The 16,118-nt window shown below is 66.9% G+C and carries 12 protein-coding genes; 4 read left to right on the plus strand and 8 right to left on the minus strand.

The annotated features are described in order from the left end of the window. Positions 1 to 25: 25 nt before the first annotated feature. Both BM197_RS08400 and BM197_RS08405 read right to left on the minus strand, forming a co-directional pair. On the minus strand, positions 26 to 1,960 hold the full coding sequence (locus BM197_RS08400; RefSeq protein ID WP_090710548.1) for a YhgE/Pip family protein: 1,935 nt from the start codon (positions 1,958 to 1,960) through the stop codon (positions 26 to 28). Next, positions 1,957 to 4,737, minus strand: a complete 2,781-nt coding sequence (locus BM197_RS08405) for an MMPL family transporter (protein WP_090710549.1) — start codon at positions 4,735 to 4,737, stop codon at positions 1,957 to 1,959. Before BM197_RS08405 ends, BM197_RS08400 begins: the two co-directional genes overlap by 4 nt. A gap of 121 nt (positions 4,738 to 4,858) precedes the next feature. Here BM197_RS08405 and BM197_RS08410 point away from each other — a divergent pair, with 121 nt between their 5' ends. Beyond that, positions 4,859 to 5,527 carry a TetR/AcrR family transcriptional regulator gene (locus BM197_RS08410; RefSeq protein WP_090710551.1) on the plus strand — a complete coding sequence of 223 codons (669 nt, stop codon included), beginning with the start codon at positions 4,859 to 4,861 and terminating at the stop codon, positions 5,525 to 5,527. Between the two features lie 8 nt (positions 5,528 to 5,535). Here the strand turns inward: BM197_RS08410 and BM197_RS08415 are convergent, their stop codons facing one another. The 4 genes from BM197_RS08415 to BM197_RS08430 form a co-directional block, all read right to left on the minus strand. Next, the gene (locus BM197_RS08415; RefSeq protein ID WP_090710553.1) at positions 5,536 to 8,304 is read right to left on the minus strand and encodes a cation-translocating P-type ATPase; all 2,769 of its coding nucleotides are present in this window, start codon (positions 8,302 to 8,304) and stop codon (positions 5,536 to 5,538) included. Positions 8,305 to 8,309: 5 nt separating this feature from the next. After that, positions 8,310 to 8,996: an RNase H family protein gene (locus BM197_RS08420; RefSeq protein WP_090710555.1), complete on the minus strand. Its 687-nt coding sequence runs from the start codon at positions 8,994 to 8,996 to the stop codon at positions 8,310 to 8,312. 138 nt (positions 8,997 to 9,134) lie between these two features. Beyond that, positions 9,135 to 11,429 (minus strand): phosphoribosylformylglycinamidine synthase subunit PurL, encoded by a 2,295-nt coding sequence (gene purL / locus BM197_RS08425; protein WP_090710556.1) that lies wholly within the window; start codon positions 11,427 to 11,429, stop codon positions 9,135 to 9,137. 83 nt (positions 11,430 to 11,512) lie between these two features. Next, on the minus strand, positions 11,513 to 11,974 hold the full coding sequence (locus tag BM197_RS08430; RefSeq protein WP_245762462.1) for a DUF3817 domain-containing protein: 462 nt from the start codon (positions 11,972 to 11,974) through the stop codon (positions 11,513 to 11,515). Positions 11,975 to 12,201: 227 nt separating this feature from the next. On the opposite strand from BM197_RS08430, the gene BM197_RS08435 reads away from it, so the two are divergent. From BM197_RS08435 to BM197_RS08445, 3 genes are all read left to right on the plus strand, one after another. Next, complete coding sequence (locus BM197_RS08435) at positions 12,202 to 13,107, plus strand: ATP-binding cassette domain-containing protein (protein WP_090710560.1); 906 nt, start codon at positions 12,202 to 12,204, stop codon at positions 13,105 to 13,107. Between the two features lie 2 nt (positions 13,108 to 13,109). Continuing rightward, positions 13,110 to 13,928 carry an ABC transporter permease gene (locus BM197_RS08440; RefSeq protein WP_090710562.1) on the plus strand — a complete coding sequence of 273 codons (819 nt, stop codon included), beginning with the start codon at positions 13,110 to 13,112 and terminating at the stop codon, positions 13,926 to 13,928. 368 nt (positions 13,929 to 14,296) lie between these two features. Continuing rightward, positions 14,297 to 15,073: a DUF998 domain-containing protein gene (locus BM197_RS08445; protein WP_090710564.1), complete on the plus strand. Its 777-nt coding sequence runs from the start codon at positions 14,297 to 14,299 to the stop codon at positions 15,071 to 15,073. An 89-nt stretch (positions 15,074 to 15,162) separates the two neighbouring features. Here the strand turns inward: BM197_RS08445 and purQ are convergent, their stop codons facing one another. After that, complete coding sequence (gene purQ, locus BM197_RS08450) at positions 15,163 to 15,858, minus strand: phosphoribosylformylglycinamidine synthase subunit PurQ (protein WP_090710565.1); 696 nt, start codon at positions 15,856 to 15,858, stop codon at positions 15,163 to 15,165. Positions 15,859 to 15,860: 2 nt separating this feature from the next. Then, complete coding sequence (gene purS, locus BM197_RS08455) at positions 15,861 to 16,115, minus strand: phosphoribosylformylglycinamidine synthase subunit PurS (RefSeq protein ID WP_090710567.1); 255 nt, start codon at positions 16,113 to 16,115, stop codon at positions 15,861 to 15,863. Positions 16,116 to 16,118 lie beyond the last annotated feature (3 nt).

Below are 16,118 nucleotides of genomic sequence, written 5' to 3' on the forward strand. Positions count from 1 at the left end.
CCGCAGTTTCACCCGCGCGGGCGAGCTACGCCGCCCGCGGCACCAGCTGCCGCACCGTCACGGTGCGCGACCTGGCGATGGCGAGCGTTGTCGCCGCGAGGGACCCCGCCGTCCACATCAGCAGCCCGACGATGGCCGCACCGAGCCCACCGCCCGACGTGACGACGGCGTGGAGGGCGTTCACAGCCGGGTGGACCGGCATGAAACTCTGCGCCGTGTCGAGCGCGGCAGGTGCCGTGGCGATGATGCTTGTGCCGATGAGCGCGAGCGCGACGATCATCGACAGGAACCGCCCCGCCCCACCGAAGACCGCGTTGAGGGCCTGGTTCGTTGCGGCGAACGCGACCCCGGTGAGCGCCGCGACCACGGCGAACCCGATCCAGCCGCCGGCATCCAGCTCGACAAGCGGCTGAAGGATCGCCGCGACGAGGATGCCCTGAAGCGCGCCGACACCAGCGGCCGGCGCCCAGGCCCGGAGGGCGAGCAGAACCGATGGCCGCGTCGAGCCGAGGGTGCGCGCGGGCTTCGCTCGGAGCACGATCAGGCTGCCGAACGCCCCAAGCCAGAGGGCGAGTGCCGCGTAGAACGGAACCCCGGCGGCACCGAACGAGAGGGCCAGTTCGCCGTCGGCGACGACCGGTTCAGCGACGACCTCGGCGAGGGTGGTGCGTTCGGATTCGCTGTAGCTCGGCACAGCCGCAACCGCTTCGGAGAGCCCGCCCGCAAGGGAGTTCACCCCGTCGGCGACGCCTGCCGCGCCGGTCGAGAGTCCGGCGGCCCCTGTGCTCAACTCCGACACCCCGTCGGCAAGCTCCGATGCCCCCGCACTGATGGATGAGCCCCCGGCAGCGAGGCTCGATGCGCCTGCCGCCGTGTCGCTGATCCCAGCGGTGACGCTCGATAGCCCGGTGGCGAGGGCGCTGATCCCGCCGGACACCGAGTCGGCCCCTGTGGCGAGTTCACCTGGCGTGCCGATCGCGGCGATCGTTCCGGCCGATACAGCGGCGTTTCTTGCGGCAGTGCTGAGCGCGGCGCATTGGCTGCCCACGGGGTCCGCTGTGCAGGACTCTGTGGCGAGGGCGGCCAGGTCGGCGGCCTGTGCGTTCAGCGACACGGCCTGGCCGGCTACCGCGAGCTGAAGCTGGTCGATGCCGTCTGCGATTTCCGCGGCGCCGGTCGCGAGGGACTGCGCCTGCGTCGGCAGCGCTGCGGTCTGGTTCTCGAGCGTCGACAGACCGGATGCTAGTGACGACAGTCCTCCGGACAGCCCCGAAATTCCTGTTGCCAGTCCTGAGGCGCCGCTGGAGAGCTCGGTCGTGCCATCAGCGAGGGTCGATGCACCTGTCGCAAGTTCCGTTGCGCCTGCACCCAGTTGAGCGGCGCCGTCTGCGGCCGTTCCGAGTTGCTCGCCGAGGCCGTTGAACCCGACGTAGACGTTCTCGAGGTAGGAGGTCGTGAGTTCGTTGCCGACGAGACCGGCTGCCGTCGTGGTGATCACCTGGCTGACGGCGTCATCGACGAGGCGGCTCTGATCGCTCGTCGCCACGTCGACCGTCGCTTTCTCGGCTTCGGAGGCTTCGCCCGAGAACGAGGTGGCTGCCGACGAGAAGTTTTCGGGGATCGTGACGACAGCGGTGAACTTCCCTGAGTTGAGGCCACTGGCTGCGTCGTCTTCGTCGGTGATCACCCAGGTGTAGTTGGTGTCGGATGCCGCGTCGCCGCCGACAAGCCCTGCGGCGAGCTGGCGACCGAACGGCACCGTCTGCCCGTCGATTTCAACGGGCGTGTCGTTGTTGACGATGGCCCCGTTCACCTGGTCAAGCCGCTCAGAAGGGTTCCAGAACGCCCAGACCAGAACTCCGGCAACGACGAGCGGTACGAGAACGATGCCGAGGATGGACAACCAGGTGACCCGCCCGGGAGCGCGAGCGGATTCGAATCGTGCCAGTGGTGTGCTCATGCGGGTACCTCTGCTTCGTGCGACAGGTTGGAGGAGGTGAGGGCGACGCGGACAGCCGTGTCGGCGCCGGGAACGGCGTCGGCCTGCGTATCGGGGAACGCGGTGCCAACGATGAGAGCCAGCGGGCGATCGTTCGCGTGCGCTTGGGCCTGCGCATCCGAGAGGGCGTCGCGCAGGTTGCGGCGGGTGAGTGCATCCGTCACCGTGTCGATTCCGTCCAGGGTCAGGATCCGCGGCGACTCGCGGACAGCATCGGTGATCGCCCGAATGGGGTCCACCGCTTCGCTGATCGAGACGAATGCGACGCGGGAACGAACGGATGCCGCCCGCACCGGCAACACATAACCGGCTACCTTGAGCTTCCCCGTGTCGGCGTGCATGCGGCCCGACATGGTCAGGAGCAACGCGGTGACGCTGGACTCGCGCTCGCCGGAGACCAGAAGTGTTCCGCCTTCTGGCAGGTGCGCGTCGACGTTGTCGAAGAGTGCAGTCCGTGAACCGGAGAGGGTGAGACCCTCCGCGCTGAGAACGTCGCTGGATGCCGTCGACGGCCAGTCGCGCAGTTCGATCTCGTGGTGCAGGCCTTCACCCTCGACGTCGAACGACGGGAGCGAGCGGTCGAGCCAGCGCGGTATCCACCATGCCTTCTCGCCGAGGAGGGCGAGAACGGCGGGGACGAACGTCATCCGGACGATGAACGCGTCGATGAAGACACCGACGGCGAGACCGAGCGCGATCGGTTTGATGTTCACGTCACCTTCGGGAACGAAGGCCGCGAACACAGCGAACATGATGATGGCGGCCGCGGTCACCACTTTCGCCGAGCCGAGGAAGCCGGTTTCGATGGAGGCGCGCGCCTTGCCGGAGTGGACGTAGTCCTCGCGCATCCGGGCGACGAGGAACACTTCGTAGTCCATGGCCAGTCCGAACAGGACGCCCATCAGGATGATCGGCATGAAGCTGATCACCGGGCCCTCTTTCGCGACGTGCAGTGCGTCGGCGAACCAGCCGTACTCGAAGACGAGGGCGACGATGCCGAAGGACGCCGCGACGCTGAGCAGGTAGCCGACGGTGGCTTTGATCGGTACCCAGATCGACCGGAACACCATGGTCAGCAGCACGAGCGACAAGCCGACGACGATGATGCCGAACGGCAGCAGGGCGTTGCCGAGTTTGTCGGACACGTCGATGCCCACAGCGGTGAAGCCGGTAACCGAGAGGTCCACGTCGTACTCGTCGACGAAGTAGTCGTGCATCGATCGGATCTCGGCGACGAGCGCCTTGGTCTCCTCAGAGTCCGGTGCTCCTTCGGGGATGACCTGGACGATCCCAGTGTCCGCTGTCTCGTTGGGCGTCGCAAGCGGAACGGCGGCGACGCCGTCGAGGGCTTCGATCTCGTCCTTCAGGTCGGCCATCAGCCCGAGCGGGTCGGTCGACGTGACGATCGACCCGGTCACGATGAGGGGACCGTTGAACCCTTCGCCGAAGTGTTCGGAGACGAGGTCGTATGTGATGCGGGCCGGATCATCAGACGGCAGGCCGCCGGCATCCGGGAGGGCGAGGCGGAGTCCGAGGGCCGGGAGCGCCGCAAGGCCCAGAACGGCGACGACCGCCAGGATCGTGACGATCGGGAACCGGGTGACCGCACGCACCCAGCCGGTGAAGAACCGGTTGGGTCGGTGTTCGGCCGCGTCTACCGCATCGGATGCTGCGGCAGCGCGTGCCCGGCGCTTTCGTCTCGCGTGCTTCTTCGGCTTCGGCCGCAGGCGTTCGCCGGCGAAGCCGAGCAGCGCTGGGATGAGGGTGATCGAGATCAGCACGGCCACGCCGACGCCGACCGCGGCGGCAGCACCCATGACGGTGAGGAACGGGATCCCGGCGACACCGAGACCGAGCAGGGCGATGATCACGGTGAGCCCGGCGAAGATCACGGCGGAACCAGCCGTTGCCGTCGCCCGCGCCGCCGATTCCTCGGCCGAGAGTGAACCCTTCAGCTGCTCCTGGTGCCGCGAGATGATGAACAGCGCGTAGTCGATGCCGACGGCGAGACCGAGCATGAGGGCGAGCATCGGCGTTGTCGAGTTGATAGAACTGAACGCCGTCGCAAGGAAGATCAGTGCCATGGAGATGCCGACGCCGAGCAGGGCGGTGAGCAGGGGCATCCCAGCAGCGAGGAACGATCCGAAGGTGAGCAGGAGCACGATGAGGGCAACGCCGACACCGACAAGCTCGACGATGCTCAACGCAGGCAGGTTGGTGCTGAACAGCTGCCCGCCAAGGGAGGCCACGGCTCCCTCGGGCAGCGCGTCCTGCAGTGCGGCGACTTCCTCGCCAAGCGCGTCCTTCGTCGCCGCGGTGATGTCGGCCGTTTCGCCGTCGAGCTGGATGCTGATGAGCCCGGACGAATCGTCCTCACTGACGGCTCCGGTGACGTTCTCATCGAAGGGCGACACCGCCCGCTCGACCTGGTCGAGGTCGTTGAGCGCGGTGACGGATGCCTCGATCGTGACCGACACGTCTTCGTCGGTGACAGCATCCCCCTCTGGCGCGACGACGATGACCTGGGCGGTGGTTCCGCTCACCTGCGGGAACGTCGTCGCGAGCGAATCGAGGGCGGCCTGCGATTCGGTCCCCGGGATGGAGATCGCGTTGTCGAGGCCCTGATTGAAGAGGAGGGCGCCGCCGCCAACGAGCGCGAGGATCAGAATCCAGGCACCAACGACGATGCCACGTGCGCGAAATGCCCATCGGCCGAGCGAGTACAGCAGAGAAGACACGGTGCTCCTGGAATAGGGGACTGGGACGCGGCAGGTTTCTCCGCTCAGATACACGAGTGTATCCGATACAGAGTTGTATCAGATACACTGATGTATCGCCCGTTCCCAGTAAGGTGTCAGAATGCCCCTCGATATCGCAGCCGCTGAGACGGCGCAGGTCGAAAGCGCCCGCCGGCGGAGGACCCGCGATCGGCTCACCGATGCGGCATACGAGGTGTTCGCAGAGACCGGGTTCCACGCGGCCTCCGTCGAGATGATCGCTGAACGGGCCGGATTCACCCGCGGTGCTTTCTACTCCAACTTCGACACGAAGGAAGAGCTCTTTTTCGCGCTCGCCGAGCGGGAGAACCGTATCCGACTCGAACGACTGCAGGAGGGTGTCGACGCCATTCTCCCCGAGCTCGATGGGGGATCGCTGACGGAGGCGACGCTCGGCGGGGTGGTCACGCGGTTCCTCGAACTTCAGGCAGACGATGCGCGCTGGTGCATGGTGCAGTCCGAGTTCAAGCTCCTGGCGATGAGGGACCCAGCCGTCGCTTCAAAGTTTCTCGCCTACCAGCGGGGCTTCCTCCAGCAACTCGCGGAGCGCATCGACGGCGCCGTGCGCTCGGTCGGGCTTCGATTCACCATGGACCCGATTGCCGCGATCGGCATCATCGTCAACGTCTACGAATCCGCCGTTCAGGAGGCGATCCTCGAGGGCGGCGACACCGGTGCAATCTCGGCTCCGCCCGTGGCGCGGTCCACGCTCCCGGCTCTGGTCCACGCGCTCACCGAACCTCTCGGCTGACCGTCGGGTCAGCGCCGTCGGCGCTCGAGCAGGCGGTATCCCGCCTTGCGAATCTCACTGAACCACAGCACGGCGGATGCCGCCACCACACACCACAGCCAGTGCGCCAGGTCGAGAGGTGTGGTTCCGAAGGCGACCTGGAGGAATGGAACCTGGACGACGGCGACCTGCAGGAGCGCGGCGAGGGCAACTGATCCCCACAGCCACGGGTTGCTGAACAGCCCGTGGAACGCTGTGGTCGTCTCCGACCGCGCGTTGAAGGCGTTGAACAGTTGGGTGAAGACGAGGGTCGTGAACCCCGCTGTCCGCGCGACATCCAGCGAGTCGGACCCTTCGAGAAAGCCTCCGGGAAGGAACCGGTCGATCGTGGCGAGCGTCACCAGCGCCATGACCAGCCCGATGGACAGGATGCCCGCCCACATGCGCCCGTCGATGGCGCGGTCGGTGAGCTTCCGTGGCGCCCGCGCCATGACGTCATCGACCTCCGGGTCGACTCCCATGGCGAGGGCGGGGCCCGAGTCGGTCACGAGGTTGATCCACAGGATCTGGGTCGCCAGAAGCGGAATCACGACGGTCTCGGTGCCCGCCCCGGCGAGACCCAGCGCGGCGGCGAACACGACGCCGAGGAATACGGTCAGCACCTCGCCCATGTTCGACGAGAGCAGATAACGCAGGAACTTCTTGATGTTGTCGAAGATCGCGCGACCCTGCCGGACGGCGGCGACGATGGTCGCGAAGTTGTCGTCGGCGAGGATCATCCGCGCCGCCTCTTTCGTGACCTCGGTGCCGGTGATGCCCATCGCGATGCCGATGTCTGCGGACTTCAGTGCCGGCGCGTCGTTGACGCCGTCGCCGGTCATCGCCACGATGCGCCCGTCGGCCTGCAGCGCGTCGACGAGTCGCAGTTTGTGCAACGGGGCGACGCGCGCGAAGACGGAGACCGTCCTGGTGGCCTCGCGGAGCGCGTCGGCATCGAGGTCGTCGATCTCGGTGCCGGTGAGAGCTCGAGCTCCGCGCTTGACGATGCCCAGGTCGACGGCGATACGCGTCGCCGTCGCCGGGTGGTCGCCGGTGATCATGACGATCCGGATGCCGGCCCGTTGCGCTTCGGCGATCGCGGCAGCCACCTCGCTGCGGGGCGGGTCGATGATACCGGCGGTGCCGGCATAGACCAGGTCGTGCTCCAGCGCCTCAGACACGTTGTCCTCGTCGTCCGAGATCGGGCGGTACGCCGCCCCCAACGTGCGGAACGCGTCGGAGGACAGGGCTTCGATGTCATCGAGGGCCTGCTGCCGACGCTCGTCCGTCAGCGGGACATCCGTCGTTCCGACCCGCAGCCGGGTGCAATTGGACAGGAGAACGTCCGGGGCTCCCTTGCTGAACAGCAGGGTCCTGCCGTCGGCGTCTGAATGCACCGTCGACATCATCTTGCGGTCGGACGTGAACGGGATCTCCGCGCGACGCGTGAACCGGTCCATCCGGTCGGTGGTGCCGTCGAGTTTGCGTGCAGCGACGAGGAACGCCGCTTCGGTCGGGTCGCCTTCGATCTCCCACCCGTCGTCTCGCTCGGAGAGTTGGGCGTTGTTGGCGAGCGCCCCGGCGGTCAGCAGAAGCCGTGCCTCGGTGTGGCCGTCGGCACTCAGCGAGGAACCGCCGCTGAGAACCTCGCCCAACGGCGTGTATCCGGTGCCCGTGACATCCGCCCTCCCCGACGCCGTGATCAGACGCTCGATCGTCATCTGGTTGCGTGTGAGGGTGCCCGTCTTGTCGGTGCAGATGACTGACGCGGAGCCCAGGGATTCGACGGCGCTCAGCTGTTTGACCACGGCGTTGCGGCGGGCCATCCGCTGGACCCCGATCGCGAGCACGAGGGACAGGATCGCCGGGAGTCCTTCAGGGACGGCGGCGACGGCGAGGGAGACTCCGAGCAGCAGCACCACGACGAAATCGCTGGGTGTCGATATCCCGTTGACGATGGTGATGGTTCCCATGACCACGATAGCGATGGCGATCACGGCGATCCCGAGCATCCGGCCGATGCGTGCGACCTCGAGGGAGAGCGGGGTGGGTTCCTCGGTCGTGGCGTCAAGCAGGTGGGCGATGGCGCCGACTTCGGTGTCCATCCCGGTTGCGGTGACCACCGCGCGGCCGACGCCCTGCACGACCGAGGTGCCCTTGAAGGCCATGTTCGTGCGGCCACCGAGCGGCACCGGGCCGGACAGCAGGCCTGGATGTTTCTCCACGGCTTCGCTCTCGCCTGTGAGCGACGCTTCGGCGATGCGGAGCGCACTCGCGCCGACGATGCGCGCGTCCGCTCCCACCGAGTCGCCCTCGCTGAGGGCGAGCAGGTCTCCACGCACGAGTTCCGAGGAGTGCACGGTCTCGAGTGCGCCGTCGCGGACGACGGTCGATGACGCCGCGGTCATGGTCGCCAGGGCCGCGACAGCGGAGGCGGCGCGGAACTCCTGAACGAACCCGAGTACCGCGTTGAGCACGACGATCGCGCTGATCACGATCGCGTCGATCGGCCAACCCTCAGCCCCCTCCGCCAGCCAGGCCGCCAGTGAGACGGCGACCGCGCCGAGCAGCAGGTAAATGAGGGGATCGTGGAACTGGGCCAGAAAGACGAGCCAGAGGGGCTTCGCCTTCACGCCGCGCAGTTCGTTCGGGCCGTCTTCGGTGAGGCGCTTCGCGGCTTCCGTGTGGGAGAGCCCACGCTCGAGGTCGACACCGAGCAGGTCTGCGACCGCCTCAGCGCTTTCGAGCGACGGGTTCATCGGGATCAGATCAGGCTGCGGAGGAGTGCTTCGGCGCTGACGCCTTCCTGACGGGCTCGCTCGTGCAAACGGATGTGCTCGTCGTCGGTCAGCCACAGCGTGACCTCGTGCAGGTCGGGATCGTCGAGGGAGAACAGGGCCAGTTCGCTGTCCGCAGCGACGGCGTCGTCGAGCGCGCCGACCGGTGCCGGCGTGGTTCCTGGCTCGGCGGCATCCGTTGCGCCGCCTTCGCGCGGCCAGCCCGGCCCGTGGGGGATCGGCCGGCCGGCCTGGAACGCCTCGGAGACAGCGCGGGCGCGGGCGTCGGCGGCTTCGTTCAACGGGTGGCCGGCGTGGCCGCGCACCCACTCGAACCGGTAGTTGCGCCCGGCCATGGCCTCGTCGAGCTCCTTGATGATCTCGAGGTTCATCACCGGTTTGCCGTCGCTCTTGCGCCAGCCCTTGGCCTTCCAGCTGCGCATCCACTTGGTGACCGTGTTGATCACGTACTGGCTGTCGCAGAGCACGAGAAGGTCGTCGTCGAGGTGTGCCGTCGCGCGGAACAGTTCGAGTACGGCCTTGAGTTCACCCTGGTTATTCGTGGCGTGCTTCCAGCCGCCTGCCGCCCAGTGTGCGTCGTCGACGTACCACGCCCAGCCGGCCGGGCCGGGGTTGCCGAGGGCTGAGCCGTCTGCGGCAGCGGTGATCGTCATGGCTTCAATCGTATCGGGCGCGCGGGAGCGGCTTTGCTCGGTCACTAGTGGCTGTAGCGGCCGTTGCTCGGTCGCTACTGGCTGGGTTCCGTTGCGAAACGTGACCGATAGCGACCGAGCAAAGGCCGGCGGGGCGACCTACGCGAACGCCGTCGGCAGCGTGGCCGTGTGCGTCGCGCGCAGCTCGTCGATGCTCGCCGTGAACAGGTCCTGGATCTCGAGTGACGAACTCGCATTGTCGGTCACGCCGATGCGCAGCACCGGGTAGTCGCGCCCTTCGCACAGGCCCCGGAACTTCACGTCGTCTTCACGCGGCACCGAAACGAGCACCCGGCCGGTCGACTCGGAGAACAGTGCGGTCGCGACATCCACACCGTCGCGCTCAAGGATCTCACCGAGCCAGACGCGAGCGCCAACTCCGAACCGCATCACACTCTCGGCGAGGGCCTGCGCGAGGCCGCCGTCGGAGAGGTCGTGCGCTGAGGCGATGATGGACGACTGCGATCCCGCGTGAAGGAGGGCAGCCAGGTCCTTCTCCCGGTCGAAGTCGACAGCGGGCGGAAGTCCGCCGAGGTGGTCGTGGACGGTGCCGGCCCACGCCGATCCGGAGAGCTCTTCGCGGGTGATACCGAGGAGGTAGATGTTGTCGCCCTCGTCCTGCCAGCCGCTCGGCACGCGACGAGCGACGTCGTCGATGACACCGAGCACACCGACGACAGGCGTCGGGAAGATCGGGGTGTCGCCGGTCTGGTTGTAGAACGAGACGTTCCCGCCCGTGACGGGCACTTCGAGCGCGAGGCAGCCGTCCGACAGGCCCTCGACGGCCTGCGAGAACTGCCACATCACCTCGGGGTTCTCCGGCGAGCCGAAGTTGAGGCAGTCCGTCACCGCGGCCGGAACGGCACCGGTGCAGGCAACGTTGCGGTACGCCTCAGCGAGGGCGAGTTTCGCGCCGAGCGACGGGTCGAGCTGGCAGTAGCGGCCGTTCGCGTCGGTGGCGATGGCGAACCCGAGGCCGGACTCCTCGTCAACGCGGATCATGCCGCCGTCGTCGGGGAACGCCAGCGCCGTGTTGCCCATGACGTAGTAGTCGTACTGGTCGGTGATCCAGCTCTTGTCCGCGAGGTTGGCCGAACCGAGCAGGGAGAAGAACTGGGAACGGAGCGTTGCGGCATCCGTCGGTCGTTCGAGAGCGGATGCCGTGTCGGCCTGCAGCGCGTCAAGCCAGACCGGGTACGCGATGGGGCGTTCGTAGACCGGGCCGTCGACCGCAACGGTCGACGGGTCGACGTTGACGATCTCTTCGCCGTGCCAGTTGATGACGAGCCGGCCGGTGTCGGTGACTTCGCCGAGAACGGATGTTTCGACATCCCATTTCGCGGTGACCGCGAGGAACGCGTCGAGCTTGCCTGGTTCCACCACAGCCATCATGCGTTCCTGCGACTCGGACATGAGGATTTCCTCAGGCGTGAGCGACGGGTCGCGGAGGAGGGTGTTCGACAGTTCGACGAACATGCCGCCGTCACCGTTCGCGGCGAGTTCGCTTGTCGCACAGGAAATGCCTGCGGCACCGAGGTCCTGGATGCCCTCGACGAGCTTCTCCTTGTACAACTCGAGGCAGCACTCGATGAGCACCTTCTCGGCGAACGGGTCGCCGACCTGGACGGCCGGGCGCTTGGTCGGGCCTGCGGCGTCGAACGAGTCGGAGGCGAGGATCGACGCGCCGCCGATCCCGTCGCCGCCGGTACGGGCACCGAACAGCACGATCTTGTTGCCGACACCGGAGGCGTTGGCGAGGTGGAGGTCCTCGTGCCGGAGAACTCCGACCGACAGCGCGTTGACGAGCGGGTTGCCCTGGTAGACCTTGTCGAAGTAGGTTTCGCCACCGATGTTCGGCAGGCCGAGACAGTTGCCGTAGAACGAGATACCGCTCGTAACGCCGTGCGCGACTCGTGCGGTGTCGGGGTCATCGATCGCGCCGAACCGCAGCTGGTCCATCACGGCCACCGGGCGGGCGCCCATCGAGATGATGTCGCGGACGATACCGCCGACGCCGGTCGCCGCGCCCTGGAACGGCTCGATGTAGGACGGGTGGTTGTGGCTCTCGACTTTGAAGGTGACGGCCCAGCCCTCACCGATGTCGACGACGCCGGCGTTCTCGCCCATTCCGACCATGAGGTTCTTCTTCATGGCAGGGGTGACCTTCTGGCCGAACTGCCGCAGGTAGATCTTGCTCGACTTGTACGAGCAGTGTTCGCTCCACATCACGGAGTACATGGCGAGCTCGCCCGACGTGGGGCGACGACCGAGGATCTCCTTGATTTTCTCGTACTCGTCGGGCTTGAGCCCAAGTGCTGCGTACGGCTGCTCCTTCTCAGGAGTGGCGATGGCGTTCGAGACGGTGTCGGCAACAGAGGTTGCGGGGATGCTCACGAGGGGAAGGCTCCTAGATCGAGGGGTGCCGGATACCCCAATTCTATCCGGGCACGCGAGAGCCTCCTGCCCGGTCGTTTCCGCTAGCGCTCGCCGCCGGGAGGGCCGATCGTCAAGAGGGTCGCGAAGATCGCGACGACGGCAAGGACGAACAGCACGATCAGCAGGACCGGGTGGCTGAGGAACCAGCGCAGAAGGCGGTCGATCCAGCCCGTGTCGCGCGGATCATCCGTCTGGGTGCGTCGCCAGTCGCCGTCGAGGCGCCCCGAGCGGTCGGCCCAGAGGTCGAACGGGATCGTCGCGTACGGCACCACGGCTGTGACCACCCCGAGAGCGATGAGCGGGATGCTCCAGCGCTGGTTCAGGCCGACGAGAACCGAGGTTCCCGCATACGCCAGGAATATGAACCCGTGGATCGACCCCCCGACCCGCACACCGAGATCGCCGAGGTCCCACACGTATTTCATGAGCAGCCCGACAATCAGCAGCGTCCAGGTCACCGCCTCGGCGAAAGCGAGCGTGCGGTAGAACAGGCGGGGAGACACAGGGAACACTCCAGGGGGGAAGGCGGCCGCTGGCGAGGAGGCGTTGTGGCCGGAAAATCGGGATGCTTTCATCCTCGCAGCCGCGTGAACTCCGCGCGTCGTCCTAAAGTCCTAATCGTCACCCGCTCTCCGGCATGGTGCGCTGATCTCCGCCGTTCGGGGGATGCAGGCCGGCTCAGTTCCCTGCCAGAGTAGGAGGACCCCCCCCAATCTACTTCAGGAGCAGAATGCCCACGGGAGTCCCCATCGAATTCGCCGGCGTCACCAAACGCTTCGGCCCGGTCGCCGCCGTCTCAGACCTCAGTTTCCGGGTCGAACCCGGGCGGGTCACCGGTTTCCTCGGCCCCAATGGCGCTGGCAAAACAACGACACTCCGGATGTTGCTCGGCCTCGTCACCCCGACCGCCGGATCGGCGACCATCGGAGGGGTGCGGTACCGCGACCTTCTGTCGCCGCTCAGTTCGGTGGGATCGGCTCTCGAAGCAGCAAGCTTCCACCCAGGCAGGACCGCTCGCGACCACCTCGGTGTGTACGCGAAGGCGGCACGCATCGACCCGAAACAGGTTCCCATCGTCCTCGACACCGTCGGACTGACCGAGCACGCCGCCCGCCGGGTCGGCGGTTACTCGCTCGGCATGCGGCAGCGGCTCGGCCTTGCGTTCGCGCTCCTCGGCGACCCGGGAGTCCTCGTTCTCGACGAGCCGATCAACGGGCTCGACCCCGAGGGCATCAAGTGGATACGTGGTTTCCTGCGCCAGCTCGCAGTGGAGGGCCGCACCGTCCTCATCTCGTCGCACCTGCTCAGCGAAGTCCAGCAGAGCGTTGACGAGGTCGTCATCATCGCTCGGGGCACGCTGGTGCACCGCGGACCACTGTCCAGCCTCGAGATCGAAGGTGCTGCAACGAAAGTGATCGTCGACTCCCCGAATCGTGACCAGCTCGTCGCCGCTCTCGGCGCAGCATCCGCCACCTTCGAGGAAGCCCGGGCCGGCATCCTCGTCACCGGGCTTGAACCGGGGCAGGTCGGGCATATCGCCTTCGCGGCCGGAGTGGAGGTGAGTTCGCTGCATCGACAGAAATCGGGGCTCGAGGACTCATTCCTCGCTTTGGTCGGAGAGGGAGGATCGCTGTGAACATGTTCCTTCCCGCATTGCGCGCCGAGGTCGCGAAGATCCTCACCACGAGGATCTGGTGGGTCCTCGCGATAATCCTCGTCGTCTACATCGTTTTCATTTCCGGTGGTCTCGGCGCCCTGTTCGGGTTCTTCTCCACGTCCGAGGGCCAGGCCACGGAGCAGGCGCCGCCGACGGAGTTCCTCGCGCCCATGCTCTACGGCTCGGTCAGCACGTTCGGGTATGTGTTCCCGGTGCTCCTCGGCGCACTCGCCGTCACGAGCGAGTACCGGCACCAGATGCTCACGCCGACGTTCCTCGCGACCCCGAAGCGCGGCCTCGTGCTTGGCGCGAAAAGCACCGCACTGCTGTTCTTCGGGGCGATCTACGGCGTGGTCGGTGTGATCGCGTCTGTGGGTGCTGGTGCTGGGGCTCTGACCCTGTTCGGGCTCGACACCCAGCTGGACAACAGTGAAACCTGGGCGATGATCGGCAGGGGAGTGCTCGCGCTCGCCCTGTGGGCGGTCATCGGTGTCGGACTCGGTGCACTCATCCCGAACCAGGTCGCCGCGATCGTCGTGATCCTCGCGTTCACCCAGTTCGTCGAGCCGACGCTCCGTGCGGTGACCATGTTCGCCGACTGGGCGGCATCGCTCGGGCGGTTCCTGCCTGGCGCGGCCAGTGACGCACTCGTCGGCGCGCCCAGCCTCTTCGGAGTCGGGGCCACCGGCCCGGGTGTCGATCCGCTGGAGTGGTGGCAGGGCGGCCTCCTGCTCGCCGCGCTCGCCCTCGTACTCACCGTGCTCGGCTACTTCGTGTCGTGGAAGCGGGATGTGACTTGATCCTGGCCCGACCCGAAACCCCACGAGTGGCTCCCTAAGCCGGCGATATCGCCCGGCGGGGGGCCGTTTGTGGTCTCTCGGATGCCCCGTACCGAGCCAAGCGGCGATCCGTCTCATCCTCCCGGGGCGACGCGCAGGTACCGCACGTTTGCGAGAATCCGGGCATCACCTGCGCGAGGGGAGCCGATCATGTCCGCAACCGATGGTTCGCCCAGCGCCGTCACGGCCGAATCGCTGGCTCTCGTCGCAGGGGCGGCGGGCTTCCTGGTGATGGGAGTCGTCGGCATCATCGCTGCTGGCGGAGAACCGGTGCCATTATCTGGTCGTGGATCTGCCGGGGCAACCGCTGCGGGAGGGGCTGCGGGGCCGTGCTGTTCCCCTTCGCGAGTGCCCTCATCGTCGGCGTGGTCGGGGCCGTCAGCGTCTACTTCGCCTACCTGTCCGCCGTGAACATGAACATCTACCGCCTTGCGGCGCTACTCGCGGTATTCCTCTCCATGGGGGTGCTCAGCAGCATGCTGACGGCTGAGGACCCCCTGTGGTGGCAAAAGAACCTCAGCGCACTCGGGATGGGCTCGACTCTCTCCGGGTTCGCTTTCAACTTCACGCTGATTATCGGGGGACTCATGGTGACCATCGTCGCGAGCTTCGCCACGAGAGAACTGGAGATCGCAGCCGCGTCGAAGTCACCGAAGTCGCGTCGCCGGGTCCGGTTGCTCCAAAGCGGCCTCGTGCTCATGGGCATCCTGCTCGCCTGCGTCGGGCTGTTTCCCGTCGACGAGAACCTCGCCGTCCACAACACCGTCGCGTCCGGGATGGTCACCGTATTCGCTGCGCTCATCATCAGCATGGCGTACCTCGTGCCGGCGATCTCTCGGGCGTTCGTCGTGCTCGGGTTCGTCTTTCTCGGGGTGATCGTCGGCGCGGCGGTCGCGTTTGCGCAGGGGTACTACAACCTCACCGCAACCGAACTGATCGCGGCATTCCTCATCTTCTCGTGGCTGATCATCCTGATCCGGAATCTCGGTGCTGTCGACGCCGACCACCTCGACGAGGCCCGGGTGCCGCATCCGCGGTACCGGCGCACCGACACGGCGGGCATTCCGACCATCGCCCCGAGCAAGGGAGCACCGGTCGACCGCTGACGCTGCGCTGCGGGAGACCAGAAAGGGCTCCCTGCGTCGGCGATGTCGCCGGGCAGGGAGCCCTTGTCGGTACGTCGGGAGCGGGCGGGTCAGACCGCCGCGAGCGCCTGGATCGCGCTGGTGAACAGCGTGAGTCCGTCGGTGCCTGACCGCATGGCATCCGCCGTGTCCGGGCCGAAGCCGGGTTCGACAGCGTGCTCCGGGTGCGGCATGAGGCCGACGACGTTGCCGCGTTCGTTGGTGATGCCGGCGATGTCGCGGAGCGAACCGTTCGGGTTCCGGCCGAGGTAGCGGAAGACCACTCGGCCCTCGCCCTCGAGCCGATCGAGTTCGGCTTCGGAGGCGATGAAACCGCCCTCACCGTTCTTGAGCGGGATGATGATCTCATCGTTGGCGGTGAACTCGTTCGTCCACGCGGTGTCGACGTTCTCGACCCGCAGCACCTGGTCACGGCGGATGAAGCGGCCGTGGTCGTTGCGGATCAGGCCGCCGGGCAGCAGGTGCGCCTCGGTGAGCATCTGGAAGCCGTTGCAGATACCGAGCACCGGCATCCCCTTGTTCGCGGCGTCGATGACCTCAGCCATGATCGGCGAGACGGATGCGATCGCGCCGGCGCGCAGGTAGTCGCCGTAGCTGAACCCGCCGGGCAGGACGAGGGCGTCGACCCCGTGAAGGTCGTGCTCTCCGTGCCACAGCGCCACGGGTTCCGCTCCGGCGATGCGGATCGCCCGCTGGGCGTCACGCTCGTCGAGAGAGCCCGGGAAGGTGATGACGCCGATGCGCATGACTACTCGGCCTCCGGGTAGGTGATCGCGACAACGTCTTCGATCACGGAGTTCGACAGGATCTCGTCGGCGATGTGCTGGACATCGGCGCGGATGGCGTCGGTGATGGGGCCGTCGACGGTCAGTTCGAACCGCTTTCCGATGCGGACATCGGTGAACTCGGACTTGCCGAGCCGCGTAAGCGCCCCGGAGACCGCCTTACCCTGCGGGTCAAGCAGTTCAGCCTTGGGCATTACTTCAACGAGGATTGTGGGCACCGA

The sequence above is a fragment of the Mycetocola miduiensis genome (genome assembly GCF_900115155.1).
In the GTDB taxonomy this organism is placed as follows: Bacteria; Actinomycetota; Actinomycetes; order Actinomycetales; family Microbacteriaceae; genus Mycetocola_A; species Mycetocola_A miduiensis.

Coding starts and splice junctions, on each gene's coding strand:
- BM197_RS08400 (WP_090710548.1), bottom strand. CDS start 1,960: ATGAGCACACCACTGGCACGATTCGAATCCGCTCGCGCTCCCGGGCGG.
- BM197_RS08410 (WP_090710551.1), top strand. CDS start 4,859: ATGCCCCTCGATATCGCAGCCGCTGAGACGGCGCAGGTCGAAAGCGCC.
- BM197_RS08415 (WP_090710553.1), bottom strand. CDS start 8,304: ATGAACCCGTCGCTCGAAAGCGCTGAGGCGGTCGCAGACCTGCTCGGT.
- BM197_RS08420 (WP_090710555.1), bottom strand. CDS start 8,996: ATGACGATCACCGCTGCCGCAGACGGCTCAGCCCTCGGCAACCCCGGC.
- BM197_RS08435 (WP_090710560.1), top strand. CDS start 12,202: ATGCCCACGGGAGTCCCCATCGAATTCGCCGGCGTCACCAAACGCTTC.
- BM197_RS08440 (WP_090710562.1), top strand. CDS start 13,110: ATGTTCCTTCCCGCATTGCGCGCCGAGGTCGCGAAGATCCTCACCACG.
- purQ (WP_090710565.1), bottom strand. CDS start 15,858: ATGCGCATCGGCGTCATCACCTTCCCGGGCTCTCTCGACGAGCGTGAC.